General features: G+C 69.7%; 27 protein-coding genes and 1 pseudogene. 13 read left to right on the forward strand and 15 right to left on the reverse strand.

The genetic code is table 11. The annotated features are described in order from the left end of the window. Window positions 1-3 precede the first annotated feature (3 nt). From ABIE19_RS01300 to ABIE19_RS01330, 7 genes are all read right to left on the reverse strand, one after another. Window positions 4-1,152 (reverse strand): efflux RND transporter periplasmic adaptor subunit, encoded by a 1,149-nt coding sequence (locus ABIE19_RS01300; protein ID WP_354087304.1) that lies wholly within the window; start codon window positions 1,150-1,152, stop codon window positions 4-6. 192 nt (window positions 1,153-1,344) lie between these two features. Then, the gene (locus tag ABIE19_RS01305; protein ID WP_354087305.1) at window positions 1,345-1,764 is read right to left on the reverse strand and encodes a DUF6491 family protein; all 420 of its coding nucleotides are present in this window, start codon (window positions 1,762-1,764) and stop codon (window positions 1,345-1,347) included. Between the two features lie 24 nt (window positions 1,765-1,788). Next, entirely contained in the window at window positions 1,789-3,627 is a 1,839-nt protein-coding gene (mnmC2, locus tag ABIE19_RS01310; RefSeq protein ID WP_354087306.1) for a tRNA (5-methylaminomethyl-2-thiouridine)(34)-methyltransferase MnmC2, read from the reverse strand. Window positions 3,628-3,743: 116 nt separating this feature from the next. Then, on the reverse strand, window positions 3,744-4,025 hold the full coding sequence (locus ABIE19_RS01315) for a hypothetical protein (RefSeq protein ID WP_354087307.1): 282 nt from the start codon (window positions 4,023-4,025) through the stop codon (window positions 3,744-3,746). A 188-nt stretch (window positions 4,026-4,213) separates the two neighbouring features. Beyond that, window positions 4,214-4,510: a hypothetical protein gene (locus tag ABIE19_RS01320; protein WP_354087308.1), complete on the reverse strand. Its 297-nt coding sequence runs from the start codon at window positions 4,508-4,510 to the stop codon at window positions 4,214-4,216. Between the two features lie 197 nt (window positions 4,511-4,707). Beyond that, entirely contained in the window at window positions 4,708-5,577 is an 870-nt protein-coding gene (gene motA / locus ABIE19_RS01325) for a flagellar motor stator protein MotA (protein ID WP_354087309.1), read from the reverse strand. A 121-nt stretch (window positions 5,578-5,698) separates the two neighbouring features. Beyond that, window positions 5,699-6,466, reverse strand: coding sequence for a DUF2306 domain-containing protein (locus ABIE19_RS01330; protein WP_354087310.1), 768 nt, complete (start codon window positions 6,464-6,466; stop codon window positions 5,699-5,701). A gap of 179 nt (window positions 6,467-6,645) precedes the next feature. Between ABIE19_RS01330 and ABIE19_RS01335 the strand changes: the two genes are divergently transcribed. After that, the gene (locus ABIE19_RS01335) at window positions 6,646-7,653 is read left to right on the forward strand and encodes a helix-turn-helix domain-containing protein (protein ID WP_354087311.1); all 1,008 of its coding nucleotides are present in this window, start codon (window positions 6,646-6,648) and stop codon (window positions 7,651-7,653) included. Window positions 7,654-7,669: 16 nt separating this feature from the next. On the opposite strand, the pseudogene ABIE19_RS01340 reads toward ABIE19_RS01335, so the two are convergent. Both ABIE19_RS01340 and ABIE19_RS01345 read right to left on the reverse strand, forming a co-directional pair. Then, window positions 7,670-9,481 (reverse strand): annotated as a pseudogene (locus ABIE19_RS01340) (long-chain-acyl-CoA synthetase); the annotation flags it as partial. Window positions 9,482-9,724: 243 nt separating this feature from the next. Then, a complete protein-coding gene (locus ABIE19_RS01345; RefSeq protein WP_354087312.1) occupies window positions 9,725-11,044 on the reverse strand; it encodes a PQQ-dependent sugar dehydrogenase in 1,320 nt (439 codons plus the stop codon). A gap of 372 nt (window positions 11,045-11,416) precedes the next feature. Here ABIE19_RS01345 and ABIE19_RS01350 point away from each other — a divergent pair, with 372 nt between their 5' ends. The 3 genes from ABIE19_RS01350 to ABIE19_RS01360 all read left to right on the forward strand — a co-directional run bounded on the left by ABIE19_RS01350 (window position 11,417) and on the right by ABIE19_RS01360 (window position 14,312). Next, window positions 11,417-12,352 (forward strand): ABC transporter ATP-binding protein, encoded by a 936-nt coding sequence (locus ABIE19_RS01350; protein WP_354087313.1) that lies wholly within the window; start codon window positions 11,417-11,419, stop codon window positions 12,350-12,352. Continuing rightward, window positions 12,352-13,119: an ABC transporter permease gene (locus ABIE19_RS01355; protein ID WP_354087314.1), complete on the forward strand. Its 768-nt coding sequence runs from the start codon at window positions 12,352-12,354 to the stop codon at window positions 13,117-13,119. Before ABIE19_RS01350 ends, ABIE19_RS01355 begins: the two co-directional genes overlap by 1 nt. A 98-nt stretch (window positions 13,120-13,217) precedes the next feature. Next, the gene (locus ABIE19_RS01360) at window positions 13,218-14,312 is read left to right on the forward strand and encodes a hypothetical protein (protein ID WP_354087315.1); all 1,095 of its coding nucleotides are present in this window, start codon (window positions 13,218-13,220) and stop codon (window positions 14,310-14,312) included. Between the two features lie 29 nt (window positions 14,313-14,341). Here ABIE19_RS01360 and ABIE19_RS01365 read toward each other — a convergent pair whose 3' ends face one another. Beyond that, window positions 14,342-14,719, reverse strand: coding sequence for a hypothetical protein (locus ABIE19_RS01365; RefSeq protein WP_354087316.1), 378 nt, complete (start codon window positions 14,717-14,719; stop codon window positions 14,342-14,344). Between the two features lie 47 nt (window positions 14,720-14,766). Next, window positions 14,767-15,513, reverse strand: a complete 747-nt coding sequence (locus tag ABIE19_RS01370; RefSeq protein ID WP_354087317.1) for a ribonuclease T2 family protein — start codon at window positions 15,511-15,513, stop codon at window positions 14,767-14,769. 93 nt (window positions 15,514-15,606) lie between these two features. Between ABIE19_RS01370 and ABIE19_RS01375 the strand changes: the two genes are divergently transcribed. Next, entirely contained in the window at window positions 15,607-15,891 is a 285-nt protein-coding gene (locus ABIE19_RS01375; protein ID WP_354087318.1) for a hypothetical protein, read from the forward strand. Window positions 15,892-15,894: 3 nt separating this feature from the next. Here the strand turns inward: ABIE19_RS01375 and ABIE19_RS01380 are convergent, their stop codons facing one another. Continuing rightward, window positions 15,895-17,256, reverse strand: a complete 1,362-nt coding sequence (locus ABIE19_RS01380) for a Gfo/Idh/MocA family protein (protein WP_354087319.1) — start codon at window positions 17,254-17,256, stop codon at window positions 15,895-15,897. 130 nt (window positions 17,257-17,386) lie between these two features. Here ABIE19_RS01380 and ABIE19_RS01385 point away from each other — a divergent pair, with 130 nt between their 5' ends. The 3 genes from ABIE19_RS01385 to ABIE19_RS01395 are packed head-to-tail and all read left to right on the forward strand — an operon-like array spanning window position 17,387 to window position 19,911. Next, window positions 17,387-18,073 carry a DsbA family oxidoreductase gene (locus tag ABIE19_RS01385; RefSeq protein ID WP_354087320.1) on the forward strand — a complete coding sequence of 229 codons (687 nt, stop codon included), beginning with the start codon at window positions 17,387-17,389 and terminating at the stop codon, window positions 18,071-18,073. Between the two features lie 60 nt (window positions 18,074-18,133). Further along, window positions 18,134-19,069, forward strand: coding sequence for a nucleoside hydrolase (locus tag ABIE19_RS01390; RefSeq protein WP_354087321.1), 936 nt, complete (start codon window positions 18,134-18,136; stop codon window positions 19,067-19,069). Further along, window positions 19,066-19,911, forward strand: a complete 846-nt coding sequence (locus ABIE19_RS01395) for a ribokinase (RefSeq protein WP_354087322.1) — start codon at window positions 19,066-19,068, stop codon at window positions 19,909-19,911. Before ABIE19_RS01390 ends, ABIE19_RS01395 begins: the two co-directional genes overlap by 4 nt. A gap of 37 nt (window positions 19,912-19,948) precedes the next feature. Here ABIE19_RS01395 and ABIE19_RS01400 read toward each other — a convergent pair whose 3' ends face one another. Continuing rightward, a complete protein-coding gene (locus ABIE19_RS01400; protein ID WP_354087323.1) occupies window positions 19,949-20,158 on the reverse strand; it encodes a hypothetical protein in 210 nt (69 codons plus the stop codon). 126 nt (window positions 20,159-20,284) lie between these two features. Here ABIE19_RS01400 and ABIE19_RS01405 point away from each other — a divergent pair, with 126 nt between their 5' ends. The 4 genes from ABIE19_RS01405 (at window position 20,285) to ABIE19_RS01420 (ending at window position 22,828) form a co-directional block, all read left to right on the forward strand. Beyond that, the gene (locus ABIE19_RS01405; RefSeq protein WP_354087324.1) at window positions 20,285-21,058 is read left to right on the forward strand and encodes a YebC/PmpR family DNA-binding transcriptional regulator; all 774 of its coding nucleotides are present in this window, start codon (window positions 20,285-20,287) and stop codon (window positions 21,056-21,058) included. Between the two features lie 87 nt (window positions 21,059-21,145). After that, the gene (locus tag ABIE19_RS01410; protein ID WP_354087325.1) at window positions 21,146-21,664 is read left to right on the forward strand and encodes a hemerythrin domain-containing protein; all 519 of its coding nucleotides are present in this window, start codon (window positions 21,146-21,148) and stop codon (window positions 21,662-21,664) included. Continuing rightward, window positions 21,645-22,043 carry a hypothetical protein gene (locus ABIE19_RS01415; RefSeq protein ID WP_354087326.1) on the forward strand — a complete coding sequence of 133 codons (399 nt, stop codon included), beginning with the start codon at window positions 21,645-21,647 and terminating at the stop codon, window positions 22,041-22,043. Before ABIE19_RS01410 ends, ABIE19_RS01415 begins: the two co-directional genes overlap by 20 nt. 92 nt (window positions 22,044-22,135) lie before the next feature. Continuing rightward, on the forward strand, window positions 22,136-22,828 hold the full coding sequence (locus tag ABIE19_RS01420; RefSeq protein ID WP_354087327.1) for an MgtC/SapB family protein: 693 nt from the start codon (window positions 22,136-22,138) through the stop codon (window positions 22,826-22,828). A 136-nt stretch (window positions 22,829-22,964) separates the two neighbouring features. Here ABIE19_RS01420 and ABIE19_RS01425 read toward each other — a convergent pair whose 3' ends face one another. Both ABIE19_RS01425 and ABIE19_RS01430 read right to left on the reverse strand, forming a co-directional pair. Further along, window positions 22,965-24,197: an MFS transporter gene (locus ABIE19_RS01425; RefSeq protein WP_354087328.1), complete on the reverse strand. Its 1,233-nt coding sequence runs from the start codon at window positions 24,195-24,197 to the stop codon at window positions 22,965-22,967. Then, window positions 24,190-24,603, reverse strand: coding sequence for a MarR family winged helix-turn-helix transcriptional regulator (locus ABIE19_RS01430; protein WP_354087329.1), 414 nt, complete (start codon window positions 24,601-24,603; stop codon window positions 24,190-24,192). The genes ABIE19_RS01425 and ABIE19_RS01430 overlap by 8 nt, the downstream gene beginning before the upstream one ends. Before the next feature lie 94 nt (window positions 24,604-24,697). On the opposite strand from ABIE19_RS01430, the gene ruvC reads away from it, so the two are divergent. Beyond that, entirely contained in the window at window positions 24,698-25,204 is a 507-nt protein-coding gene (gene ruvC, locus ABIE19_RS01435) for a crossover junction endodeoxyribonuclease RuvC (protein WP_354087330.1), read from the forward strand. Window positions 25,205-25,354: the final 150 nt, after the last annotated feature.

The raw sequence follows: 25,354 nt of genomic DNA on the forward strand, positions 1-25,354 counted from the left end.
ACCTTACTTCTTGGCCGGAGCGGCGGCGGGCGCCGCGACAGGCCTTGGGGCCTGGCCGGCCGGGGCCACCGTGACCTTGTCGCCTTCGTTCAGGAAGCCGGCGCCCTGGACTACGACGCGGACGCCGGGCTGGACGCTGTCGATCGAGGTCTGATCGTCGCGACGCGCCAGGACCGTCACCGGCTGGAAGTGGACCGAGGAGTCGTTGTTCAGGACGAAGACGCCCGAGCGGTTGTTGCGATAGAGAACGGCCCCGGTCGGGACGACCGTGGTCGGCACGGCCCCGGCGTTGATCGAGGCGCGGGCGAACATGCCCGGTTTCAGGCCGCTGCCGGGCGCGAGCGTGATACGCGCCACGCCCAGACGGGTCTGGGAATCTACCTCGGGGGTGACGATGCGGATCGTGCCCGTCGTCGTCTGCCCTTCGTTGGAGGAGACCGTCGCCGTCTGGCCGGCGCGCAGGGCGGGCAACACGGTTTCCGGCACCTGGGCGTCCAGCTCCAGCCGGCCGTCGCGGACCATGCGGAACAGTTCGGTTCCGGCGCCGACGATCTGGCCCTTGGTGACGCTGCGGCTGATGATCAGACCGCCGACAGGGGCGCGGATCTCGCTCTGGGCCACGCGGGTCTGGGTTTCCGACAGGGCGGCGCGCGCCGAGGCCAGGCCCGCCGTCGAGGCGCGCTGATCGGCCAGGGCGGCGTCGAGCGAGGCCTGGCTGAGGAAGCCGCGGGACTTCAGTTCCTGGGCGCGGGCCAGGGCGGCGTCGTCGCGGGCGGCGTTGGCCTCGGCCGTCTGGACCGCCGCCTGCTGTTGGCGAAGCTGGGCCTGGAGCAGGGCGTCGTTCAGCTTGACCAGGACCTGGCCCTGACGGACGTAGGAGCCCTCGTCGACGAAGACGCCGACGGCGGTCAGGCCGCCGGTCTCTGCGCCCACCGGCACCTCTTCCCAGGCCGAAACCGAGCCCGATGCGACGACGGCGCGCGGCAGGGCGACGGATGCGGCGGTCGCCACACTGACCGTCTGGCGCGAGGCGCCGGACTTTTCGCCGGCCTTGGACTTGTCGTCGCCGTGCCCGCCGCAGGCGGCCAGAGCGAGGGTCAGGGAAACGGCCGCGGCCGTCAGGAGGGCCGGGTTACGAAGGGTTTTCGCCACGTGCGAGGATCCTTGAGAAGGGTCGGTGCAGGGAGGGCGCGAACCTTCTGTCCGGCGCCGGGACGCAGATACCGTTGGAGCGACTTCATAGCCTTTGCGCGAAGCCTTCTCAAACCTCGCATGTCCGTATTACCGCGAAGTAATCCGCGACATGAGCAGGCGTGAAAATCGCCTCGACCTCGGGTCTTCGCTCTAGGGGCGATCGCGTTCCGGCAGGGCGGCGATCTCGGCCTCGGTCAACTGCTTGACCACGCGGACGCGGCAGGGGCTTTGCGGCGAAGGGCCGCCCGCAACGGCCAGGTCCGACCAGTCCCCGCTGCAAAGCCGGTTCAGCCGCGTCGCGGGCAGGAAGGCGATGCCCATGGCCGAGGAATCCAGGTCGGTGCAGGCCCCGAGGGCCTCGAGTTGGAAGACCTTGTTGTTGTCGGTGCGCAGGTAGAGGGAGGGGGTCTTGACCCTGAAGTTGCGAACCTGGTCCGTGTAGAAGCACTGCCGTTGCGTCTGGGACGCGGTCTGATCGCCGGACACGCCGTCTGAACGGGTTGTCGGGGCGCAGGCCGAAAGCGCGGCGGCGCCGGCGGCGAGGAGCAGCAGGGGAGAAACGCGGGACATGGGGGAACCTCCGAGGGAAGGAGGTCAGTCTAACGCGCCAGGATGAACCTTGGCTGCATGGTTCCAGGACGAGGATATGAAGCGGCCGACAGCCAGACGGTCGGCGAAGGCGCGCGGCAGGGGCGAGGGGCCCCCGAGAATCGTGGCCGCCAGATGCTCGCCCAACAGGGGAGCGACGCAGAAGCCGCGCGACCCCAGCCCGGTCAGGACGAACAGGCCGGGCTCCAGTTCGCCGCAGGCGGGCAGGCGGTCCCGCGTCGTGGCGCGGACGGCGATGCGTCGCGACGGCGTGGAGGCCTTCACCAGAGCGGCCCGGCCCGGCAGGACGGCGGCCAGGGTCGCGCGGTTGCGTTCGCTCGCGTCCTCGTTGGGGATCGGGGTTGTCACGCCGCGGTCATGGGTGGCGCCGAACAGCAGGCCCGTCCCGGTCGGCACGGCGTAGCCGCCCCAGGCGACCGGCGTCTCGAAGCTGGGCGGCAGGGCGGCCTCGACCCAGTCCGCCTGTCCGGCGACAGGCGACAGGTCCAAGTCGGGTAGAAGGTCGGCGCTTCCCCATCCGGCCGTAATCACCACGACGTCGGCCTTCAGGATCGTCGCGTCCTCGGCGTCCAGCAGGACGGCGCCGTCCTGATCGGTCCGGATTGCGGCGATAGAAGCCGTGACGCGTTCCGTCCCCGCCAGCCAGGGCTCCAGCACCGCAGAGGGACGCAGGGCCAGGGCGTCGCCCATCAGCAGGCCGCCGGTGTCGACCGTTTCGCCTAGGCGTTCGGTGCAGGCGGCGACGTCGGGTCGGGCCATGGCGCCCTCGGGCCACAGGGTCTGAGCGGCGACCTTGTCGAAGCGGACGGCGTCGCGGGGCGCCTGCTCCAGTTGCAGCACGCCCTCGGCGATGACGGCTCCCGGCAGGCGACGATAGAGGTCGCGCGCCCGCTCCAGGGCCTGGGCGTGGAAACCGGCGACTACAACGTCGCCCGCGTCCAGACGAGGCGTGACCAGGGCGGCGGGAAAACCGGACCCGCCGGCGCCGGCGCTGTCGGCTTCGACCACGGTGACGCGGGCGCCCTCGGCGATCAGGGCGCGAGCGACGGATGCGCCGGCGATCCCGGCGCCGATCACGGCCACATGGGGCTTGAGGCGGGAGGGGACGGAGGAGGGCAGGCGCGCCTCCAGCCGCTCGCGCTTGCGCCCGTGACCGGGCTTCTTCTCGACCTCGAAGCCGTGCTCGGCCAGACCGCGTCGAACCGCGCCCGCGACGGTGAAGGTGGCGATCCGCGCTCCGGGGGCGGAGCGGGCGGCGACCAGGGCCAGGATTTCCGGCGACCACATGCCGGGGTTCAGGGCGGGGGAGAAGCCGTCCAGGAACCAGGCGTCGGCCGCGCCCGACCATTGCTCCAGCGCCCAGTGGGCGTCGCCGACGGCCAGGTCGATGCTCGCGCCCCACTGCGGCAGGTCGATGCGATGGAAGCCAGGCGTTCCGGCGGGCCAGGCGTCCAGCAGGGTCGCTGCGGTTTCGGCCAGTTCGGGCCAGGCGGTCAGAGCGCGGGCGGCCTCGTTTCGGGTCAGGGGGAAGCCTTCGACGGAAAAGACGTTCAGGCGGGCCTGGCCCGACGGACGGGCGCGACGCCAAAGGTCGAGCAGGGCCACGATGTTGAGGCCGGTGCCGAAACCCAGCTCAGCCACGGCGAAGGTCGAGCGACCCGTCCAGGCCTGGGGCAGGCCGCAGCCTTCGAGGAAGACGGCGCGCGTCTCGGCCAGGCCGTCGTCCTTGGAGAAGTAGACGTCGCCGAATCGGCCGGAGCGCGGCGAGCCGTCTTCGGCCCAGAGAAGCTGGGGCGAGATATCGTCGATGGGGTGATCGGCCATGCCGGGGGCTTTAGCGAGCCTCGACCGGGCTGGATAGCGGGCACGAAAAAAGGGGCCGTCCGAAGACGACCCCTTTCCGCATCGCGGACCGAAGTCCGCGATCCAAGACGTAAGTCTTAGTGAGCGGCAGCCGGAGCAGCCGGAGCAGCGGCCGGAGCAGCGGCCGGAGCGGCAGCGGCGTCAGCAGCCGGGGCGGCCGGAGCAGCAGCGGCAGCGGCGTCGGTGGCGGCGGCGGCAGCGTCGGTGGCGGCGGCGTCGGCGGTGGCGGCGGCGTCCGTGGCGGTCGCAGCGGCGTCGGTGGCTTCGGCGGCGGCGTCTTCAGCCTTGTCGGCGGCGGGTTGGCAAGCAGCCAGGGCCAGAGCGGCGGCCGAAGCGGCGATCAGAGCGGTGATGCGCATAGTTGTTATCCTTCAGAAGGTAAAAGCGAGATCATGAACCCTCGCTGAGACGGAGATAACGGGATCGTGAGCGAAATCGCAAGCGAAATTCTCACGGGTTCGTGAAGTCGCGTTATGCGCCCATGAAAAAGGGCCGCCCGACCCCCGTCGGACGGCCCTTTCCCGGCATCGAGGCCGGATTGAGGTCTTTAGTGGGCGGCCTTTTCCGGGGCGGCGGCGGGAGCCGGAGCCGGGGTCATGGCGGCGCCCGCGGCGTCGGCGGCCTTTTCGGTCGCCTGGCCGGCTGCAGCGGCGGCGTCGGTCGCGGCGCCCGCGGCGGTGGCGGCGGCGTCAGCGGCGGTGTCGGCGGCCGCAGAAGCGGTGTCGGCGGCGGCGTCCGCAGCAGCGGCGGCCTTTTCCTCAGTCTTCTCGGCGGGTTGCTGGCAGGCGGCCAGCGACAGGGCGGTCATGCCGGCGGCGGCGATCATCAGGCGACGGATGGTCATTGACGGAAGTCCCTTGGATGTTTCAGCGGACGGGATCATCCCGCCGCCGCCTAGGGGTAACGCGAGATTGCGCGGTTCGACAAGCGAGACGGCGCATGGCGTCGATCACAATGCACGCGTCCGTGAGGCGCGGAGAGGCTGCGTGATCGCCGCGTGATTCGGCGCCGGGGTTCCGCTGCGCGCGAAAATGTGAGGGATCAGGCGTCCATCGGGGCGGCGGCCAGGGCTTCTTCCATCTCGGAGAAGGAGGGCTGGGCCGTCGAGGGAATGTCGCCGCGACCGATCTCGACCGAGATCTGGGCGGCGTTGCCGTGCAGGTGCGCGACCAGGACCGACTGGATGATGCGGTAATAGGCCGCCTCTTCGTCGATGATGGCCTTCAGGCGAGCGGCGAAGGGGCCGACCAGGCCATAGGCCAGGAAGACGCCCAGGAAGGTGCCGACCAGGGCGCCGCCGATCATGCCGCCCAGGACTTCCGGCGGCTCGGTGATCGAACCCATGGTCTTCACGATGCCCAGCACGGCGGCGACGATGCCCAGGGCGGGCAGGCCGTCGGCCAGGTTCTGCAGCGCGTGGGCGGCCTCCAGATGCTCGTGGTGGTGCTTTTCGAGCTGCTTCTCCATGGCGTCCTCGATCTGGTGCGGATCCTCGAGGTTCATGGTCATCATGCGCAGGGTGTCGCAGATGAAGTCGGTGGCGAAGTGGTCCTTCAGCACCTTGGGATACTTCTGGAAGATGGTGCTCTCGGCCGGCTTCTCGATGTGGCTTTCCAGGGCGATGACGCCCTTGGACTTCATCGTCTTGGTCAGTTGGAACAGCAGGCTCAGCAGGTCCTTGTAGTCCTGCTTCTTCCACTTGGGTCCGGCGAAGGTCTTGCCGAAGCCTGCCAGCGACGCCTTGATCACCGGCAGGCTGTTGGAGATCAGGAAGGCGGCCACGCCCGCTCCGCCGATGGCCATCAGTTCGTGCGGCAGGGCGTGCATGATGACGCCGAACTTGCCGCCCGCCAGGATGTAGCTGCCGAAGACCATGCCGAACAGCATGACGATGCCGATGATCTGGAACATGGGGCGGTCGGACGTCCTGGAGGAGAAGGCTCAGGACGCCCTTATCCGCGTTAATGCTTAAGGGCGCGTTTCGCGAATCCCGGTTCGGGACGGAAAAGGGCGCCAGTCGCGGCGGTCGCGGCTAGATCATGTAGGGGCCCCACATGAAGGCCACGGCGCCGAAGACGCCCAGGGCGGTGACGGCGGTCGCCAGGATCATCCCGGCGGCGGTCAACCGCTTGACCGCCGGATCGCCGCTCCGCCCCGCGCGCAGATAGGCCTCCAGCACGGCCAGGGGGAGCAGATAGGCGCAGAACTGCAGCACCACGTCGGCCGGGCCGGACAGGCTCTGGTTCATGCCCAGGCCGCCAGTGGCTATGGCCCAGGCCATCAGCGCGACCCGCAGGAACCAGACGCCGTTGACGACCAGGAAGGTCCGCATCGCCCAGCGCCGGTGCGCTTCGAAATCGCGCCGCACGGCCGTGCGCCAGGCTAGGGCGGCGAAGACCAGGATCAGGACGCCGTCCACCGAAACCGCGACGGCCGATATGAGCGACAGGTAGGTTTCCCGCCCCCAGGTCAGCCACAGGCCGCCGAGCGCCATGATGATCGCGGTGATCAGGAAGACCCGTCCGTTCCAGCGATGCAGACCGGGGGCCCGGCGGCGAAGGGCGGGAATCAACTGCATCAGCCCGCCCAGGGTCACGATCGCCGCCAGCAGGACATGGACCGCGAACATCAGGTTCCCGGCGTCGTCGCCCGTCACATAGCCCTTGATCAGGGGCTTGTCGTTCCAGCCGGCGAAGTCGCCGACCAGGGTGCGTCGGCCGAAATGGGCCAGGATCATCCAGATGAAGGCGCCCTGGCCGATCGCCGCGACCAGGAACCAGATCAGGCCGGAGCGGCGCAACAGGGTTCCGCCTGCACGTCCCGTGCTCGACGGGCTTGCGGTTTTCGATGTCGTCACGTCCAATTCACCCTTGGTTCGTCTGAGGTGATCCGGGCTGTGAGAGGTTTGTCGGTCGCGATCTCGCCGATTTGGAAATCGGCCATGGATTTCCGCGTCGCTCGGTGCGGAGGCGGGCGGTCGTGAGCGCCGACGGCCTGACCGTCGCGCCGCGTACGACGGCGCCCCTGTCGGAGATCGCCCTCTACGGCGGCCTGTTCGCGTCGGCCGTGGCGGCCTTCTGCCTGGCTCAGGCCATGGGGCCGGGGGGCGGGGCGGCCTCGCAGGCGGTCGCCGTCCTGGGCGACGCCACCTGCGGATGGTCGTGGCTGCTGGTCCGCGCCCTGTTTCAGCCGCCCCGACCGCCGGGCAGTGCTCCCGTGCGCTGGCCCCTGTTCCTGGTCCTGGGCCTCGTGGCCGCCGGCGCCTTCCTGCGCCTGGCGCCGGAACACGCGGCCTTCCTGCCGCGCATGGTGGGCAATCTGAGCGGCCTGGTCAGTTCGGCCCTGCTGCTGCTGGCGGCGATCGAGCCGCTGAAGGGGCTGGGGGCCGGCGTCCCGGCGTCGGAGCGCCTGTTCCGCATCATTTTCTCGGCCGGTTATGCGGCCATACTGGCGGTCGCCGTCGTCTGGGTCGACGGCGCTCCGGCGGGAAGCTGGGCCGCCCTATGGAGCGGCTGGATCAAGGTGGCCTGCGCCCTGGTCGCCCTGGCGGGGATGGGCCTGGCCATAGGACGACGCGCGCGCCATCCCCTGGCGGCGACCGGGCGCGGTCGGACGCGGCCCCGTGCAGGGGCGGCGAGCGAGGCGAACAGCGATCTGGGCGACCGCATCCTGCGCCTGATGACGGAAGACGCGGCCTATGCCCGGCCCAATCTGAAGGTGGCGGACCTGGCGCATCGCCTGGGAGAGGCGGAGTACAGGGTCAGTCAGAGCATCACGGGCCCTCTGGGTTTCCGCAACTTCAACCACATGGCCAATCATTTCCGCATCGAGGAGGCCAAGCGGCGGCTGGCCGATCCGGCCTTGCGCCGGTTGCCGATCCTGACCATCGCCTTCGACTGCGGTTTCGCCTCCATCGGACCCTTCAACCGGGCCTTCAAGGCGCAGACGGGGCTGACGCCCCTGGCCTTCCGCCGGGCGGCGTCCTGAGGCCTGCTGCGCGGACCTACAGCCGGGTTTCGCCGCTCAGGATGGCCTCGCGCGCCTTGGCGGTTAGCTTCTGATAGCCGGCCTTGCCGCCGCGCACCCAGACCGGGCCGTCGACCTTTTCCGGGTCGAAGCCGTCGGCGACCAGATCGACCTTGCGGTATTTGAAGGTGCCGGTCGTGTCCGCCGACTTCAGCATGCGCACGAAGACCGGGCGGGCGTAGGAGGGCAACTGCTCGTCGGCGTAGGCGGCGAAGGCGGCGGGGTCGAACTTGTCCTCCAGCACCAGGCCGACCATGCCGGCGCGACCTTCCTGGCCCGGAATCTCGACGCCGTAGGCGATGACTTCCTGAACGCCGGGAGCCTCGGACAGGCGCTGCTCGACCTCGGCGGTGGAGACGTTCTCTCCCTTCCAGCGGAAGGTGTCGCCCAGGCGGTCCATGAAATAGAGATAGCCCTCGCGGTCCTGGCGCATCAGGTCGCCGGTGCGGAACCAGCGGTCGCCCTTCTTGAAGACGTCCGTCAGGATCTTCTTTTCCGAGGCCTTCTTGTCGGCATAGCCCGAGAAGTCGTGGCGGATGTCATTGCCGATCTGGCCGATGGCCTCGCCCGTCTCGCCGGTCGGGACGGCGCGGCACAGGCCGTCGGAGCCGCGCACCGGCTCGCCCGTCTCCGGGTCCAGGGCGATCAGGCGGATGTTGAGCTGGGACTTCAGGTAGCCGGGCACGCGGCCGATGGCGCCGGCCTTGCCGTCGAAGTTGAACAGGGAGACGTTGCCCTCGGTCGAGCCGTAGAACTCCACGATGTCCTTGATGCCGAAGCGGGACTGGAACTCGGGCCAGACGTCGGGGCGCAGGCCGTTGCCGAAGGCCAGACGCAGCTTGTGGCCCTTTTCGTCGGGGTTCTCGGGGCTGTTGACCAGATAGCGGCACAGCTCGCCGATGTAGACGAACATGGTGGCGCCGGTCGCCTTCACGTCCGGCCAGAAATTGGTCGCCGAGAAGCGCCGCCGGGTGATCATCCGCGCCCCGTTCAGCAGGGCCGAACCGACCCCGACCAGACCGCCGGTCGAGTGATAGAGGGGCAGGACGTTGAACAGGGCGTCCTTGGGCGTCGAGGCGGTCAGGCCGGCGAAGGCGCGCATATAGGTGCGCACCCGCGAATGCGGCATCCGCGCCGCCTTGGGCAGGCCGGTCGTGCCCGAAGTGTAGATGAAAAGGGCCGTGTCGCGGTTGGTCATGCCCTGGCGGATCGAGCGGTCGGGCCGCACCGAGGAGGCGCTGCGCACGGCGTTGTCCAGGTCGCGACGGGCGTTGGTCTCGTGTTCCTCGCCCAGGCCGTGGGCCCAGATCATCAGGTTGCGATCGACCAGGCCGCGCGCCTCCTCGACCGCCGGCCAGCAGTCCTCGTCCGTCACCACGTTGAAGGCGCCGGAAATGGTCAGACAGTGGGCCAGGGCGGCCCCGGTCAGGTTGTTGTTGATCAGGGCGGTGGCCACGCCGATCTTGGAGAAGCCGAACCAGGCGGCGACGTATTCCACGCGGTTGTGCATCACCAGGGCGATGACGTCGCTGCGCTTCAGGTTCCGGCTCTTGGCCCAGTTGGCGTAGCGGTTCGCCAGGGCCTCGAACTCGCGATAGGTCAGCTTGCGGTGCTCGTCCTCGACCGCGATGTTGGCGCCGAACTTGTCGACCGCCTCCTCGATGTCGTCGCAGGCCAGGACGTCGCTGTCGAGCGTGATGGGTTTGACGCGCTTGAGGACACGGAGCAGGCCGCCGATGAACCTGACGTCACGCCGGATGTTTGCAGCCAGTCCCATGGTTGCGCCCGCCTCTTCCCGCTGGTGTTTTTTCGGTGATGGACGGCCGTGGGCGGCGGGTCAACAGGCGGAAGGCCGCATGCGCCATAATGTTTTGCGAAACGGATGCTTTACGCGGGTTTTCGATGACGTAACGGAAGGCGTGAAGGCGACGTTACGTCAACCTGACGTCCGACGCGCATAAGTCTTGTGCAAGACGGGATTCAGAAACGTCTCGCCGATCCACTTTCGGGAAACTGTGGTTCTGCGGTTGCTCTATTGGCCGGAAGCGCGCGGCGTGACGCGCCAGACGGCGTTTCCGACGTCGTCCGCGATCAGAAGGGCTCCGGACCGCACGCCCAGAACGCCGACGGGTCGCCCCATGGCCTGACCCTGCTCGTTGCGGAATCCGGTCAGGACGTCCTGCGGCGGGCCGGACGGGCGGCCGCCGCTGAAGGGCACGAAGATCACCTTGTAGCCTGCGGGCGGATTGCGGTTCCAGGAACCGTGCTGGCCCACGACGGCCCCGTTGCGCCACCGGGGCATCAGGCTTCCCGTATAGAAGGTCAGGCCCAGAGAGGCGGTGTGCGAGCCGAGCGCGTAGTCTGGCTTGACGGCTTTCGCGACCATGTCCGGCCGCGGCGGCTGGACCCGCGCGTCGACCGTCTGGCCGTAATAGCTCCAGGGCCAGCCGTAGAAGCCGCCGGGCGTGACCGAGGTCATGTAGTCGGGGACCAGGTCGTCGCCGATCTCGTCGCGTTCGTTGACCGAAACCCACAGGCGGCCGTCCTCGGGGTTCCAGGCCATGCCGACGGGGTTGCGCAGGCCCGAGGCGAAGACGCGCCGCGCGCCCGTCGCCGGGTCGATCTCCAGCACGGCGGCGCGATCGACCTCCTCGTCCAGGCCGTTCTCGCCCACGTTGGAGTTGGAGCCGACCCCGACATAGAGCTTCGAGCCGTCAGGGGAGGCGACCAGGCTCTTGGTCCAGTGGTGGTTCCGTCCGGCGGGCAGGTCCGCGACCTTGACCGGCGCGGCCGTGATCCGGGTCTGGCCGGTCTGATAGGGGACGGCGACCACGGCGTCGGCGTTGGCGATGAACAGGCGCTCGCCGACCAGGGCCATGCCGAAGGGCGAGGTCAGGCCGGACAGGAAGACCGTCTTCGTCTCCGCCGTCCCGTCTCCATCGGCGTCGCGCAGCAGGCTGATGCGGTTCGCGCTGGGCGCGCGGGCGCCCGCCTTGCCCATGATGCGGCGCTCGAACCAGCCGCGTATACCGCCTCCGCCGCTGCCCTCCGGCTTGGGCGGGGCGTTGGTTTCGGCGACCAGGACGTCGCCGTTAGGCAGTTCGTACAGCCAGCGCGGATGATCCAGGCCGGTCGCGAAGGCGTTGACGGCCAGGCCCTCGGCCGGGATCGGCGTCCGCCCCTGGGGCCAGCCCACGGCGGGCGCGATCTTGACCATGGGCACGCGCTGGGGACGAGGCTCCGGCAACTGCGGATCGGCGCCGAAACCCGCCGTCTCCGGCAGGGCGCTTTCGGTTTCGCAGCCGCAAAGGGCCAGCAGGGCGAGAACGGGCAGGATGCGGCGTGCGGACATGGGGCGGTCCTCAGTGTTCGGGACATTATACGCCGGATGGTGTGGTTTTTCTCCTCCCCCGCTTGCGGGGGAGGGGGCCGCGACCCAAAGGGCGGCGCGTAGCAGCCAAGCAGTAGAAGGGGCGACCAAGGCCACGACCCTCGCCACAATCCCACGCCGCTGGTTTCAATTTGGAAACCACGGCCCGAACCTCCGCCCCCTCCACCACGCTACGCGCGGTCCCCCTCCCCCGCTGCGCAGGGGAGGAGAGGGATTTCAGACGTTTCAGGCGCTTTACTCCCCGCGCATGTTGCGATCGAAGAGAGATGGCCGCCGCCCCTTGAGACGGCAGGGCGCCCCGCCTATCTGCGCAACCTGCGCCGGGGAGGGTTCATGCCGCCAGTCATCTCCATTCAGGGTCTGACCAAGACCTACAAGACGGGGCATCAGGCCCTGAAACGCGTCGATCTCGAGATCGAGAAGGGCGAGATCTTCGCCCTGCTGGGTCCAAACGGGGCGGGCAAGACGACGATGATCTCCATCGTCTGCGGCATCGTCACCCCGTCGACGGGGACCATCCTCGCCGACGGCCATGACATCCAGAAGGACTATCGCGCGGCCCGGACCCGGATCGGCCTGGTGCCGCAGGAGCTGACGACCGACGCCTTCGAGACCGTCTGGGCCACCGTGACCTTCAGCCGGGGCCTGTTCGGCAAGACGACGAACCCGGCCTATGTCGAGCAGATCCTTCGCGACCTGTCCCTGTGGGACAAGAAGGACGCCAAGATCATGACCCTGTCCGGCGGGATGAAGCGCCGCGTCATGATCGCCAAGGCCCTGAGCCACGAACCCGACATCCTCTTCCTGGACGAGCCCACGGCGGGCGTCGACGTCGAACTGCGTCGCGACATGTGGGCCCTGGTGCGCCGGCTGCGCGAGCGCGGCGTGACCATCATCCTGACCACCCACTACATCGAGGAGGCCGAGGAGATGGCCGACCGCGTCGGCGTCATCCTCAAGGGCGAGGTGATCCTGGTCGAACGGACCGCCGACCTGATGAAGAAGCTGGGCAAGAAGACCCTGACCCTGAACCTGCAGGAACCCCTGGCCGCCCTGCCGCCGGAACTGGCCGAATGGCCGCTGGAGCTGAAGAACGACGGCGGAGAGATCGAATACGTCTTCGATTCCAACGCCGAAAAGACCGGCGTGCCGTCCCTGATGCGCCGCCTGTCCGACCTCGGCGTCGGCTTCAAGGACCTCAGCACTCGTCAGAGCTCGCTGGAAGACATCTTCGTCGGCCTTGTTCACCAGGATCGGGAGGCCGCGTGATGAGCTTCAACGGATACGGCGTCTGGGCCATCTATCGCTTCGAGATGGCGCGCGCCCTGCGCACCCTGTGGCAGTCCCTGGTGACGCCGGTCATCACGACCTCGCTCTATTTCGTGGTCTTCGGCGGGGCCATCGGCAGCCGCATGACCGAGGTGGACGGCGTGCCCTACGGCGCCTTCATCGTGCCGGGGCTGATCATGCTCAGCCTCTTCACCCAGTCGATCTTCAACGCCAGTTTCGGCATCTACTTCCCGAAGTTCACGGGGACCATCTACGAAATCCTGTCGGCGCCCGTCTCGCCGCTGGAGATCGTTCTGGCCTATGTCGGGGCGGCGGCGACCAAGTCGGCCGTCCTGGGTCTGATCATCCTGGCCACGGCGGCCTGTTTCGTGCCCTTGCAGATATTGCATCCCCTCTGGATGCTGGCCTTCCTGATCCTGATCTCGACCACCTTCGCCCTGTTCGGCTTCATCATCGGCATCTGGGCGCAGAGCTTCGAGCAGCTTCAGTTCATTCCCATGCTGATCGTCACGCCCCTGACCTTCCTCGGCGGGGCCTTCTATTCGATCGAGATGCTGCCCGCCGCCTGGCGGACCGTGGCCCTGTTCAACCCGGTAGTCTATCTGATCTCGGGCTTCCGCTGGGCCTTCTACGGCGTCGGGGACGTCAGTCTCGGGATCAGCCTGACGGCGACCCTGGGCTTCTTCTTCGCCTGTCTTCTGGCGGTCGGCTGGATCTTCCGGACGGGCTATCGGTTGAAGAACTGAGCGAGGGTTTCGCCGTCACGAAACCGCCGAACTCGCTCAGCAGTCTGAGGGTCCGCCGACCCTCTTCGTGATGCGCGCCCTCGGGCGCCGGAGACCGAATGTCCGACGCCGACGACCAGTCCACGCCCTTCGCCCGCCGTCCGGCCCAGTGGGGACGCGCGCCCCAGACCGTGTTCCGCGCCGGGCCCCTGCCGCGCAGCGCCGGCTTGCCGCCGCTGCCGGAGCCGCCGAAGGATGCGGCGGCGCCCCAACTGGTCCGCCCCGGCCCGGCCGTGGCGCCGTCGCAGCAGCCCCGCCCCGCGCCGCGTCCGGCGTCCGGCGGCCTGATGAGCGGTTCCCTGGTGCCGCAGCGGCGGCCTACATCGGCGCCGAGTCCTGCCGCGCCGCCGCGCGCGGCCGGGCCGACGCTCATCACCGCCCCCGCGCCCCTTCTGCCGTGGACGGAGGCGGGCGGCCCGGCGACCCCCGCGCCCGCCGTCAAGACGCCCGCTCCGGCGGAAAACGCCGCGACGCCCGCGCCCCGGTCCGAAGCCCGGCCTGAACCCCGGATCGAAGTTCAGCCGACCGTCGCGGCGTCCGACGCTCCCGCGGCGCCGCTCGCCCAACCGGCGCGGCCTGCCCCGGTCGCCGCGTCTCCGGTCGTGTCGGCGGCGGAAGCCCCTGTGGCGCGCGCTTCGGCGTCGGCTCGGCGCCCGAACCGCACGCCCCTCTATGTGGCGGCCGCCGCCGTGGTCGTGATCGGCGCGCCCCTGGTCACCTGGCTGGTTACGCGCTCGAACAGCGAGCCCGACGCCGCGGTCGCTTCCGTTCCGCCGCCCGTGGATGTCGCCCCCGCGCCGGTCGTCGCCCCAATGGAAGACGCCGTGGAAACCCCTGCGCCGGCTCCCGTCGTCGCGCCTGCGCCATCCGCCGCGCCCGCCAGGACTGCCGAAGCGCGGCCCGTCGCGGCCCCGGCTCGCGCGCCCGCGCCGGTTCGCCCGACGCCCGAGCGTCTCGCAGCGGCTTCCTCGCCGACGACGCCCAGGCCATCAGCGTTGACTCCGGTTGAGGCTCCCGCCGTCGCGCCGCCCGTGGTCACGGTTGCGCCCGAGCCGGTCGCGCCCGCAGGCCCGGCCCCGACCGTCGCAAGGCCCGCTCAGACAGACCCCAACGCCCCGATCGTCACTCGGCCCCAACCCCTGGATCAGGACTGAGGCGAGGGAGGAAAGGGGAGGGCGCGGCTTCAGCGCAGGCTGATGTATCCGCGCTCCACCATGCGGCGCAGGGCCTCATAGGCCTCGGCCAACTCCTCGTAGGCGGAGCGGGCGGCGGTCAGGCGAGCGGTCTGGTCGGGCGTGGCGGGAGAGCCGGATTCGCCCAGGCGGACGGCCTCGGCGGCCCAGCGGGCGCGAGCGCCGGCGGTCAGGACGGCCAGTTTCTGGAAGGTTCCGACATCGACCCGCGACAGGGTCTGGCCGATGACTTCGCGATTGGCGACGAAGGCGGCGTAGTCGATCTGCTCCAGCAGGCCGCGCAGGCGGCGCTGCTCCTGTGGGTCCAGGTCCTCGGGCTCGAAATGGTCCTGTCGGCGGCGGAAATTCTGGGTCAGCACGGTCGACATCGGCGGCGCTCCGCAAGGACTGGGGACCAGAGGCTGCGCCGCTTCGGTTAACGCGCGGTTTGCGTCTCGCCCCGGGGCGTCAGCTTCAGCCGCTCGCGGTCGGGCGCGCCCAGGCCGCGCGGGCAGCGCATGGGGCGATAATCCTTGGAGTAGCAGAGCCGCGCCTCGCGGAACCAGCCGTCGGTCGTCGCGATGAAGACCCCGTCGCGCGGCAGGCCCGGATTGGCGGCCACGAAGGCGTCGCGGACGGCGCCGGCGGTCAGGCGGTTCGCCGGAATGGCTTCCAGGTCCGGCTTGTTCAGGCTGTCCCACATCTTCGCGGCCTGTTCGAAATAGGCCTCGGGGCTGTCCCAGCCGCAGGTCCCGTGAGCGGCCCATTCATGCTGCTGCAGGGAGGGGGAGGGGGTCATGCAGAAGTGCTTGCGGACGGTCTCGACCGGGATCGCCGGGCCGGGCGCGGCGCAGTAGCGCGGGTGGCGGTTGTCAGAGCCGTTGGGCCACAGGCCGTGCAGGGTCAGGCCGAAACGGTTCTGGGCGCACTGATAGCGTTCGTCCGGATAGTCCTTGCCCGAGCGGCAGGCCTGGGGCGACCAGCTTACGGCCAGCATGTTGAAGGCGATCGGCACATCGGCGGCGACTTCGTCGGCGGGCGGGGCATAGGGACGGGCGGGACGCAGGTCGGACGGAACCGTGCAGGTCGCGCCGGCGACCTCGACCAGGCCGGCGGGCGGCGGCGTCCGGTCGCAGGCGGCAAGCAGCAGGGTCAGGAAGGCGGAGGCGATCAGGCGGCGCATTCTCGTCTCGTAAACCCTGCGTGATCGACGGCCAAGGCGGAACCGCTCGGGGGCGGCGCTCATTGATAAGCGTAAGCATAATGAGGATGAGCCATGCCTGATCAAGCCGCCTTCGAAGCCGCCCTGGAAGAGGCGATCGCCCTGTTCGAGCAGGGAGAAGGGCTGGACCACGCGCGCTTCGACGCCCTGCTGACGGAGATCGAGACGCGTCGCGCGGCCCTGGTCGCCGTTCCGGCCGACGACCCCCGCGTCGAACATATCCGCCGTCTGCAGGAACGCGCCGACGACCTGGAAGCCCGTGTCGCGGCCGGTCGGGGCTCGGTCATGGACGAGGTCAACCAGACCCTGTCGCCCCTGATGGGCAGGAAGGGAAGCTGAGGCTCAATAGGTTCCGTCGAAGCCGAAGCTCGGCTTGCGGTCGCGCCACCGGCCGCGCGTGAAGTCGGGGAAGTCCAGGGTGCGGTTGCCCTCGGCGATCGACTGTTCCGACAGGGGGGTGATCGCGCTCCAGCTGACGGCGTCGTAGATGTCGAGCGGCATCGGCGCCCCCTCTTCCAGCTTATGGGCCTTCAGCGCTTCGATGAAGGCGTGGATGACGAAGAAGTCCATGCCGCCGTGGCCGGCGCCGGCGGCCGTCTCGGCGTGGGTCTTCCACAAGGGGTGGTCGTACTGCTCGAACCAGGCTTCCTGGGCCTCCCACTGGTGGGCGGGGCTGCGGCCCTCGATGTGCAGGGACTTGTTCAGGTCCATCCAGAGCCCCTTGGTCCCCTGCACCCGGAAGCCCAGGGAATAGGGGCGCGGCAGGCTGGTGTCATGCTGCAGTAGGATGGTCTCGCCGTTGGCGCAGGTGATGGAGGTGGTGACGACGTCGCCCAGCTTGAACTTGACCGCCGCATTGGGGTGATCGGCCCCGCCGCCGGCCACGACATAGTCGTGCAGGCCCCGCGCCTTCGAGGCGTGGCTGGTAAGATTGATCATGCGGTTGCCGCGGTTCAGATCGATCCAGTTGGCGATCGGCCCGATGCCGTGCGACGGATAGAGTTCTCCATTGCGGTTGACCGAGTGCCAGGTGCGCCAGCGCGCCTCGGACCAGGCCTTGGGTCCGAACTCGACCCCGCCGCCATAGGGCTTCTGTGGGTCGCCGCTGTTGAACTTCACCGCCCGCAGGTCGTGCTGATAGCCGCCCTGCAGGTGGACCAGTTCGCCGAACAGTCCGGCCCGCACCATGTTCAACGCCGCCAGGACGTCGCGGCGATAGCAGACGTTCTCCAGCACCATATAGGGGGTTCCGGTCCGCTCGTGCGCCTCCAGCACGTCCCAGTGATCCTGAAGCGTGACGCCGGCCACGACCTCGCAGCCGACGGGAATCCTGGCCTCCATGGCGGCGATGGCCATGGGGGCGTGCCACTCCCAGGGCGTGGCGATGACGACCGCGTCCAGGCCGGGGTGCGCCAGCAGGTCGCGATAGGCCCGGTCCGGCGCCCCTTCATAGGCGCGCGGGGCGGGCTTGCCGGCGGCGGCGATCATGCCCTGGGCGCGGGCCAGCATCAGGGGTTCGATGTCGCAGACGGCCGCGATGTCCACGTCGGCCCGCTTCAGCAGGATGGACATCAGGCTCTGCGCCCGCAGGCCCGTGCCGATGATCCCCAGTTGCAGCCGATCGCCGCGCGTTCGCGCCAGGGCGGGCGTCGCCAGGCCGGCGGCGGCGGCGGAAGAGGCGGCGATGAAGGCGCGGCGGTCCATGGGCGAGGGTCCTCGGTCGGATGTCGAGGCCCAGGCTTAGGAGAATGACGAAAGACCGTCGAGGGGGTCTGGCGAGGCCGAACCGCAACACCATATGGTGCTGATAACCAGAGCCCAGGAAACGCCCCCGATGACCGACATGACCGACGCCGCGCCCGCCCCGCTGAAGACGCTGAAGATCGACTTCGTCTCCGACGTGGTCTGTCCCTGGTGCGCCGTGGGCCTGGGCGGCCTGACCTCCGCCCTGGAGACGCTGAAGCCGGAGGGGATCGCCGCCGACATCGCCTTCCAGCCGTTCGAACTGAACCCCCAGATCGCGCCGGAAGGCGAGAACATCGTCGAGCACATCGGCCGCAAGTACGGCTCCACCCCCGAACAGTCGGCCCAGAACCGCGAGATGATTCGTCAGCGCGCGGCCGAGGTCGGCTTCGACATGCGGATGGGGCCGGACAGCCGTATCTGGAACACCTTCGACGCCCACCGCCTGCTGCACTGGGCCCACGAGACGGCGCCCGAGAAGCAGGAAGGCCTAAAACGCGCCCTGTTCACCGCCCACTTCACCGAGAACCGCAACATCACCGACGCCCGCGTCCTGACCGAGGCGGCCGAGGCCGCCGGGCTGGATCGCGCCGAGGCGGGCGAGGTCCTGGCGTCCGGCCGCTATGTCGCCGAGGTGCGCGGCGCCGAGGACCTGTGGCGCGCGCGCGGGATCACCTCTGTCCCGGCCGTGGTGGTCGAGGGCAAGTACCTGATCAGCGGCGGCCAGCCTCCGGCCGTCTTCGCCGAGGCGCTGCGCAAGATCGCCGCCGAGGGATAAGGGCCCGAGCCGGGCGCGGGAGGGATTGCGCCCGTCCCTCGCGCGCGGCACATCGGTCGGGTGAAACAGAGCCTGATCATAGACTGCGACCCTGGGGTGGACGACGCCACGGGCTTGCTGACCGCCTTCGCCTCTCCCGAGTTCGACCTGCTGGCCGTGACCACGGTCGGCGGCAACGTCAGCGCCGGGAAGACGGCGCGCAACGCCCGCATCCTGCGCCAGATCGCCGGACGCGAGGACGTGCCGGTCTTCGTCGGGGCTGAACGACCCCTGAAGCGTGAACCGGCGGGGGCGGGCGAGTTCCACGGGGCCGAGGGATTGGGCGACCTGGAGCCGTTCGAGCCGGCCGCGCCGCTGGGCGAGGGGGCGGCGGCCGAGGCCATAGTGAGGCTGGCGATGGAGCGACCCGCCGGAACGGTCGCCCTGGCCGTCATGGGACCGATGACCAACCTGGCCCTGGCCATGCGGGCCGAGCCGAGACTGGCGGCCCACCTGGGACCGGTCGTGGTCATGGGCGGGGCGCGCAGCGAGGGCGGCAACATCACCGCCAGCGCCGAGTTCAACATCTGGGCCGACCCGGACGCGGCGGCGGAGGTGTTCGCCTCCGGCTGCCGGATGATCGTCATGGGCCTGGACGCCACTCATCAGGTGCGGGCGACGGAAGACCGGATCGCGGCGATCGAAGCCCTGGAGACGGAGTCCGCCCGGACGGCGGCGGCCATGCTGCGCTTCTCGCAACGGATCGAGCGGGTCATCGTCGGCTGGGACGCGGGGCCGCTGCACGACCCCTGCACCGTGGCCTGGCTGCTGAAGCCGGAACTGTTCGACCTGGCGCCCTGCCGGATCGCGGTGGAGACCGACAGCGATCTGACGCGGGGGCACACGGCGGTGGAATTCCGCGTGGACGCCGCGACGGCGAAGCATTTCTGGGCGACGAAGGCCGACGCGGCCGGGGTCTTCGCCCTGATCACGGAAAGACTGGGAGCGGGACGATGAGGATTACCGTCGTCGGATCGATCAATCTGGACATGGTCGCCACGGCTCCGGCCCTGCCGAGGCCGGGCGAGACGGTGACGGGGGCAAGCCTGGCCCGTCACCCCGGCGGCAAGGGGGCCAATCAGGCCCTGGCGGCGCGGCGCCTGGGCGCGGAGGTCGCTCTGATCGGTCGGGTCGGGGACGACGAGATGTCGGGCGCGGCCGTGGCCTTGATGCTGGCGCACGGCGTCGACCTGTCGGGGGTGGAGACGGACATCGCCGCCCCTACGGGGGTAGCCCTGATCACCGTCGATCCAAGCGGAGAGAACCAGATCACGGTCGCTGCGGGGGCCAACCACTTCGTCACGCCGGAGCAACTGCCGTCGCGGATCGAGACGCCGCTGATCGCCCAGCTGGAACTGCCGATCGAGACGGTGGAGGCGGCCGTGGGCCGGGCGACGGACTTCGTCTGTGTCAACCTGGCGCCCGCCGCCCCGGTGTCGGAGGCCCTGCTGCGTCGCGCCGACCTGATCGTGGTCAATGAGACGGAGGCCGCCTTCTACGGCGAGGCCCTGCACGTCGGCGGCGGCCTGGTGGTCGTGACCAAGGGGGCGCGCGGCGCCGTCATGTACCGGCGCGGGGTGGAGACGGCCTGGGCGACGCCGCCGCGTGTCGAGGCGGTGGACGCCGTGGGTGCGGGCGACGCCTTCGTCGGGGCGATCACCGTGGCGCTTCTGGACGGCATGGATCCGGATGCAGCCCTGCGTTTCGCCTGCGCGGCCGGCGCCCTGGCCGCGACCCGGCCGGGCGCCCAGCCGTCCCTGGGCGCGCGTGAAGAGGTCGAAGCCTTGCTGGCGAAATGATCGGCTCTCCCTCGCACGCGGGGAGAGCCGAAGAGGATCAGCGCTCGTCGTAGAGGCGCATCAGGGCCAGGGCGCCGACGGTGGTCAGGACGCCCAGGGCGAAGGCCCCGATCAGCGAGCCCGTGGCGGCGGCGGTGGAGACGGTGACGGGGCGCTTGGCGTACCATTCGACGATCTCGCCCGCGTGGGCGTGGTCGATGCCTTCGTCATAGGCGTCGTCCAGATAGGTGTCGTCGGCGGCGGCCATCGGCGTCTCCTCTCGCGTCTGTGCGCTAAATCCCCGGCGCATCCGGGCGGTTCCCACTCGTGACAGAGGATGCGGCATCCAGTAAAGGGCGCGCCTCAGCATATTTGACTTCTGGCGAACGACACCATGGCCGGCCACTCGAAATTCAAGAACATCATGCACCGCAAGGGGCGCGCCGACGCGGTGCGGTCCAAGCTTTTCTCCAAGCTGTCGCGGGACATCACCGTGGCGGCCAAGTCGGGCCTGCCCGACCCGGCGGCCAATCCGCGCCTGCGCCTGGCGATCAACAACGCCAAGGCCGAGAGCCTGCCCAAGGACGTGATCCAGCGGGCGATCAACAAGGCTTCGGGCGGCGACGTCGATACGATGGAGGAGATCCGCTACGAGGGCCGCGGCCCCGGCGGCGTCGGCATCATCGTCGAGGCCCTGACGGACAACCGCAACCGCGCCGCCTCCAACATCGGCACGGCCTTCAAGAAGAACGGCGGGGCCTTGGGCGAGATGAACTCGGTCGCCTTCATGTGGGACAAGGTGGGCAAGATCACCTACGCCGCCGAAGCTGGGACCGAGGACGCGGTCATGGAGGCCGCCATCGAGGCCGGCGCCCAGGACGTCGAGAGCGACCTGGTCAAGCCGGACATCTACGAGGACGCGCCGGGCCACACCATCTGGACCGCCTTCGAGGACCTGAACGAGGTGGCCGAAGCCATGTCCAAGGTCCTGGGCGATCCCAAGTCGACCGCCATCGTCTGGAAGCCCCAGTCGGAGGTCACGGTCACGGGCGACGCTGTCGGCACTCTGTTCAAGCTGCTGGACGCCCTGGACGCGGAAGACGACGTGCAGAACGTCTATTCCAACGAAGACATCTCCGACGAAGACGCGGCCAAGTACGCGGGCTGATCGCCTGCGAGGCTGAGAGTCGTTAGCGTGGAACCCGGCGAGGCGGAGGCGGATTAGTCCGTTTCAAGCCTTGCCGGAGACCGCGCCATGGACATCACCCAGTTGATCCTCGACGACCACGCCGAGCAGCGCCGTCTCTTCTCCATCATCGAGGAGATCGGGCCGGGCGACCCGGAGGCGCTGGAGGCGGTCTGGGGGCGACTGTCGGCCTTTCTGGACGCCCACGCCGAGGCCGAGGAGCGTCACTTCTATCCCGAACTGCTGAAGCTGGGCGAAGGCGCCAACGACGCCGACGACGGCACGGTCCAGGGCGAGACCGAGGACGCCATCGGGGACCACAACAAGCTGCGCGACGCGGTGAAGGCCGTGGCGGGATTCAAGATCGGCACCGGCGCCTGGTTCGAGGCCGTGGGCGCGGCCAATGTGATCAATTCCAAACATATGGGCGAGGAGGAGCGGCAGGGCCTGACGGACTTCCGCATGAACGCCGATCTCGCGACCCGTCACGCCCTGGGCGTGCGCTTCGCCGCCTTCCAGGCGCGGCACATCACCGGCGTCCGGCCGGTGAACAAGGACCCCGAAACCTATGTCGAGCAACATGGCTGAGCCGGGCGACGAGCTGGAGACCGCGCGCTCGGACCTGCCGGGCGGAGGCGAGCCGCCGCTGGAGGGCGGACGCTGGGCCGTGATCAGGCTGGCCTTCTGGGGCGGAGGCGTCCTGCTGACGCTGCTCGCCGCCCTGTTCGCCGCCTCGCTTCTGAGCCGGGGCGCGAAACGCGTGCTGGACCGACCCGAGGCTCCGCCGCCGCCGGTCGTCGTGACGATTCCCGAGCCGCCGCCGGTTGCGACGCCGGCCCCGGTGCTGACCGTTCCGGCGGAGGAACAGCCCCCGGCGGCCGTGCCGGCGGCGCCGGTCGAGGTCGAGCCGGTCGCGCCGGCGCCTGCGCCGGACCCGGATCGGCCGCGCGTCCGACGCATGCACTGAGACGCGGCCGGCCTTTCAGGCGCCGCGACCGTCTTGCGGCCTTTCGCGGCGCGGTTCAGGGTGACGGGTCCTGTGCAGCTTGAGGTTTGGACATGACGGTGGATTGGGCCTTGCTGGCGCCGGTGGCGGCGGCGATGACGGCGGGCGGGCTGATCGGAATCGAGCGGACCTATCGCGGGCATCCGGCGGGGTTCCGCACCCATATCCTGGTCTGCATGACCTCCTGCGTCCTGATGCTGGCGGCCATGCATCAGTCGACCTGGGCCTTCGTCGCCCTGCCGGACCAGCGACTGGTGATCGATCCGACGCGGATGTCGCACGGCATACTGACGGGCATAGGCTTCCTGTGCGCCGGGGTGATCTTCCGGGAGGGGTTTTCCGTCCACGGGCTGACGACGGCGGCCTCGCTTTGGACGACCTCGGCTGTGGGCATGCTGTTCGGCGTGGGGATGTGGGGCCTGGCCCTGGCGGCGGGGATCGGCACCCTGGGGGTCCTGGCCGGCTTGCGGTTGCTGGACGCCCGTCTGCCGCACGTGGGGGTGGCGGACGTGACCCTGCGCTGGTCGCGAGACGCAGCCCCGGATGAGGCGGTCCTGACGCGCCTGCTGGAAGAGAGCGGGCTGAAGCCGGTGCGCATCGGCCATGTCGTCAGTCACGACGGCCATGTTCACGAGCATCACGTCAAGGCGCGGGGCGCCATGCCCCTGAGGGTCGACGACCTGTCGCGGCGCCTGTCCGGCCAGCCAGGCCTGGCGGGTTTCTCGGTCATGCCCCGGGACGAGTGAGGGGAGACCTCTCGCCCGACCTAGATGCAGAAGGCGATAGCGGCGTCCAGCCAGACGGACAGGCCGTGGCGGCTCCACAGCCAGCCGCCCAGGGCGACGAGCGCCAGCGTCCCGGCGGCGATCAGCAGGCGGCGGCTCATTCGGCGGGGACCGCGGCGGGACGCAGGACCGGCTCCTCGCGGATCGGCAGATTGGCCAGAGCGGCCATGACGGCCAGGCCGACGGAGGTCAGCCAGATCACCTGATAGGAGCCCGTGGCGTCGAAGGCGACGCCCGCCAGCCAGGCGCCCAGGAAGGCGCCGACCTGGTGGCTGAGGAAGACGATCCCGCCCAGGGCCGACAGGTGGCGTACGCCGAAGATCTGGGCCACCAGGCCGTTGGTCAAAGGCACGGTCCCCAGCCACAGGAAGCCGAAGACCGAGGCGAAGACCAGGGCGCTGGCCGGCGACAGGGGAACCAGCAGGAAGACGACGACCGCGACCCCGCGCAGCAGGTAGAGCAGGGCCAGCAGTCCCTTCTTGGAGCCCTGCGACCCCCAGGCGCCCCAGAGCCAGGACCCCAGGATGTTGAACAGGCCGATCAGGGCCAGGGAGGTCGCGCCGACGCCGGCCGACAGACCCATGTCGCGCAGATAGGCGGGCAAATGCGTGCCGACGAAGGCGACATGGAAGCCGCAGACGAAGAAGCCCAGGTTCAGCAGGGCGTAGCTGGGGTTGCCCAGGGCCTCCTTCAGCGCGGCCTTCAGCGGCAGGCCGTCCTGGGCGTCCGGAGCCGGGGGCTTGCCCGCCACGCCCAGGGCCAGGGGAATGATCAGGGCGATCATCCCGGCCAGGACGAACAGGGCGATGCGCCAGTCCAGGGCGTCCAGCAGGCCCTGGGCGGCGGGCACGACCAGGAACTGGCCCAGGGAGCCGCCCGCCGTGACCACGCCGAAGGCCAGGGTGCGCTTTTCGGGCGGGACGATGCGGCCCACGGCGCCCAGGACGACGACGAAGGTCACGCCCGACATGGCAAGGCCCGTCATCACGCCGAAGCCCAGCATCAGCCCCACGGCGTCCGCCGCCGTGGCGGCCAGGGCCAGGCCCGCCAGATAGACCAGGGCGCCGCCCACGGCGACCTTGCCCGCCCCGTGCTTGTCGGCCCAGGCGCCGACGAAGGGCTGCATGAGGCCGAACAGCAGGTTCTGGGCGGCGATGATCAGGCCGAAGGTCTGGCGGTCGATCTCCAACTCCAGCCCGACGGGGCGCAGGAACAGGCCGAAGGCCTGACGCACGCCCATGGACAGGGTGACGATGACGGCCCCGGCCAGGATCATCGTCCAGGCGCGGCGCGACAGGCCGGAAGAAGCGGCGGGCGAAGCGTCAGACATCGGTTTCAAGCTCGCTCAACAAGGCGATCAGGGCCGCTTCGCGCGGACCCAGGGTTTCGGAGACGCGGACCTGGGCCGTGCGCCACAGGGGCAGGGCGTCGGCCAGCCGTTCCTGGCCGCCAGGGGTCAGGGACAGTCTCTGACCGCGTTCGCCAGGCGCGGTCTCGGCCGCGATCCAGCCCTTGCGGACCAGGGGCTGCAGGGTGCGCCACAGGGCGCTCTTCTCATGCGCCGTGGCCTCGGCCAGTTCGGCTAGGCCGGGACGATCCATCCGCGACAGGGTGCGCATCACCGAGAACTGGGTCACGGTCAGGTCGACCGGCGCCAGGGCCTCGTCATAGAGGCGCGACAGGGCGCGCGAGGCGCGGCGCAGGCGACCGCATATGCAGGGGGAGGCGTCATCCATTGCATATGCAAAGCACGGTGTCGTTGCATATGCAATCTTAAAGCGGGCGCGCACGGTCATTGTTCGCTAACTCTCTTTGGGGCAATAGGAACGGATGGCGAACGAAACGACTCGCATCCTGGGGCTGGACCCCGGCCTGCGCCGCACCGGATGGGGCGTGATCGAAAGCGAGGGCAGCCGCCTGCGCTGGATCGCCCACGGGGTGGTCGCGCCCGACGAGAAGGCGCCCTTTTCCGAGCGCCTGCTGCATCTGCTGGAGCAGGTGGGAGAGGTCTGCGCCGCCTACGCCTGCGACGAGGCGGCGATCGAGGAGGTCTTCGTCAACGTCAATCCGAGCTCGACCTTGAAGTTGGGCCATGCGCGGGCAGCGGTCATGCTGGCCCCGGCGCGGGCCGGGCTCAGGGTCGCCGAATACGCCCCGACCCTGATCAAGAAGGCGGTGGTGGGCGCGGGCCAGGCCGACAAGAGCCAGATCGCCTTCATGGTGAAGCGGCTTCTGCCGACCTCGGGAGAGGTCAAGGCCGACGCCGCCGACGCCCTGGCCGTGGCGATCACCCATGCGCACCATCGACGCGCCCATGGCCTGAGGGGGGCGGCATGACAGCTCAGTTGACGGTGTGCGCCCTGACTCCTCCCCCGTTCACGGGGGAGGGGGACCGCGGAGCGGTGGAGGGGGCGGCTCCAGGCGCCGCCCTCAAACGTCTCCATACGAATCCCAATCCTGAAACCGTCGCCCGATCCTTCGCCCCCT

This window comes from Brevundimonas faecalis (genome assembly GCF_040549405.1).
GTDB lineage: Bacteria > Pseudomonadota > Alphaproteobacteria > Caulobacterales > Caulobacteraceae > Brevundimonas > Brevundimonas faecalis.

Excerpts from the sequence above, each read along its gene's own strand:
- ABIE19_RS01305 (WP_354087305.1), bottom strand. The coding sequence starts at position 1,764 with ATGTCCCGCGTTTCTCCCCTGCTGCTCCTCGCCGCCGGCGCCGCCGCG.
- mnmC2 (WP_354087306.1), bottom strand. The coding sequence starts at position 3,627 with ATGGCCGATCACCCCATCGACGATATCTCGCCCCAGCTTCTCTGGGCC.
- ABIE19_RS01315 (WP_354087307.1), bottom strand. The coding sequence starts at position 4,025 with ATGCGCATCACCGCTCTGATCGCCGCTTCGGCCGCCGCTCTGGCCCTG.
- ABIE19_RS01320 (WP_354087308.1), bottom strand. The coding sequence starts at position 4,510 with ATGACCATCCGTCGCCTGATGATCGCCGCCGCCGGCATGACCGCCCTG.
- motA (WP_354087309.1), bottom strand. The coding sequence starts at position 5,577 with ATGTTCCAGATCATCGGCATCGTCATGCTGTTCGGCATGGTCTTCGGC.
- ABIE19_RS01345 (WP_354087312.1), bottom strand. The coding sequence starts at position 11,044 with ATGTCCGCACGCCGCATCCTGCCCGTTCTCGCCCTGCTGGCCCTTTGC.
- ABIE19_RS01350 (WP_354087313.1), top strand. The coding sequence starts at position 11,417 with ATGCCGCCAGTCATCTCCATTCAGGGTCTGACCAAGACCTACAAGACG.
- ABIE19_RS01355 (WP_354087314.1), top strand. The coding sequence starts at position 12,352 with ATGAGCTTCAACGGATACGGCGTCTGGGCCATCTATCGCTTCGAGATG.
- ABIE19_RS01360 (WP_354087315.1), top strand. The coding sequence starts at position 13,218 with ATGTCCGACGCCGACGACCAGTCCACGCCCTTCGCCCGCCGTCCGGCC.
- ABIE19_RS01365 (WP_354087316.1), bottom strand. The coding sequence starts at position 14,719 with ATGTCGACCGTGCTGACCCAGAATTTCCGCCGCCGACAGGACCATTTC.
- ABIE19_RS01370 (WP_354087317.1), bottom strand. The coding sequence starts at position 15,513 with ATGCGCCGCCTGATCGCCTCCGCCTTCCTGACCCTGCTGCTTGCCGCC.
- ABIE19_RS01375 (WP_354087318.1), top strand. The coding sequence starts at position 15,607 with ATGCCTGATCAAGCCGCCTTCGAAGCCGCCCTGGAAGAGGCGATCGCC.
- ABIE19_RS01380 (WP_354087319.1), bottom strand. The coding sequence starts at position 17,256 with ATGGACCGCCGCGCCTTCATCGCCGCCTCTTCCGCCGCCGCCGCCGGC.
- ABIE19_RS01385 (WP_354087320.1), top strand. The coding sequence starts at position 17,387 with ATGACCGACATGACCGACGCCGCGCCCGCCCCGCTGAAGACGCTGAAG.
- ABIE19_RS01395 (WP_354087322.1), top strand. The coding sequence starts at position 19,066 with ATGAGGATTACCGTCGTCGGATCGATCAATCTGGACATGGTCGCCACG.
- ABIE19_RS01400 (WP_354087323.1), bottom strand. The coding sequence starts at position 20,158 with ATGGCCGCCGCCGACGACACCTATCTGGACGACGCCTATGACGAAGGC.
- ABIE19_RS01405 (WP_354087324.1), top strand. The coding sequence starts at position 20,285 with ATGGCCGGCCACTCGAAATTCAAGAACATCATGCACCGCAAGGGGCGC.
- ABIE19_RS01410 (WP_354087325.1), top strand. The coding sequence starts at position 21,146 with ATGGACATCACCCAGTTGATCCTCGACGACCACGCCGAGCAGCGCCGT.
- ABIE19_RS01415 (WP_354087326.1), top strand. The coding sequence starts at position 21,645 with ATGTCGAGCAACATGGCTGAGCCGGGCGACGAGCTGGAGACCGCGCGC.
- ABIE19_RS01420 (WP_354087327.1), top strand. The coding sequence starts at position 22,136 with ATGACGGTGGATTGGGCCTTGCTGGCGCCGGTGGCGGCGGCGATGACG.
- ABIE19_RS01425 (WP_354087328.1), bottom strand. The coding sequence starts at position 24,197 with ATGTCTGACGCTTCGCCCGCCGCTTCTTCCGGCCTGTCGCGCCGCGCC.
- ABIE19_RS01430 (WP_354087329.1), bottom strand. The coding sequence starts at position 24,603 with ATGGATGACGCCTCCCCCTGCATATGCGGTCGCCTGCGCCGCGCCTCG.
- ruvC (WP_354087330.1), top strand. The coding sequence starts at position 24,698 with ATGGCGAACGAAACGACTCGCATCCTGGGGCTGGACCCCGGCCTGCGC.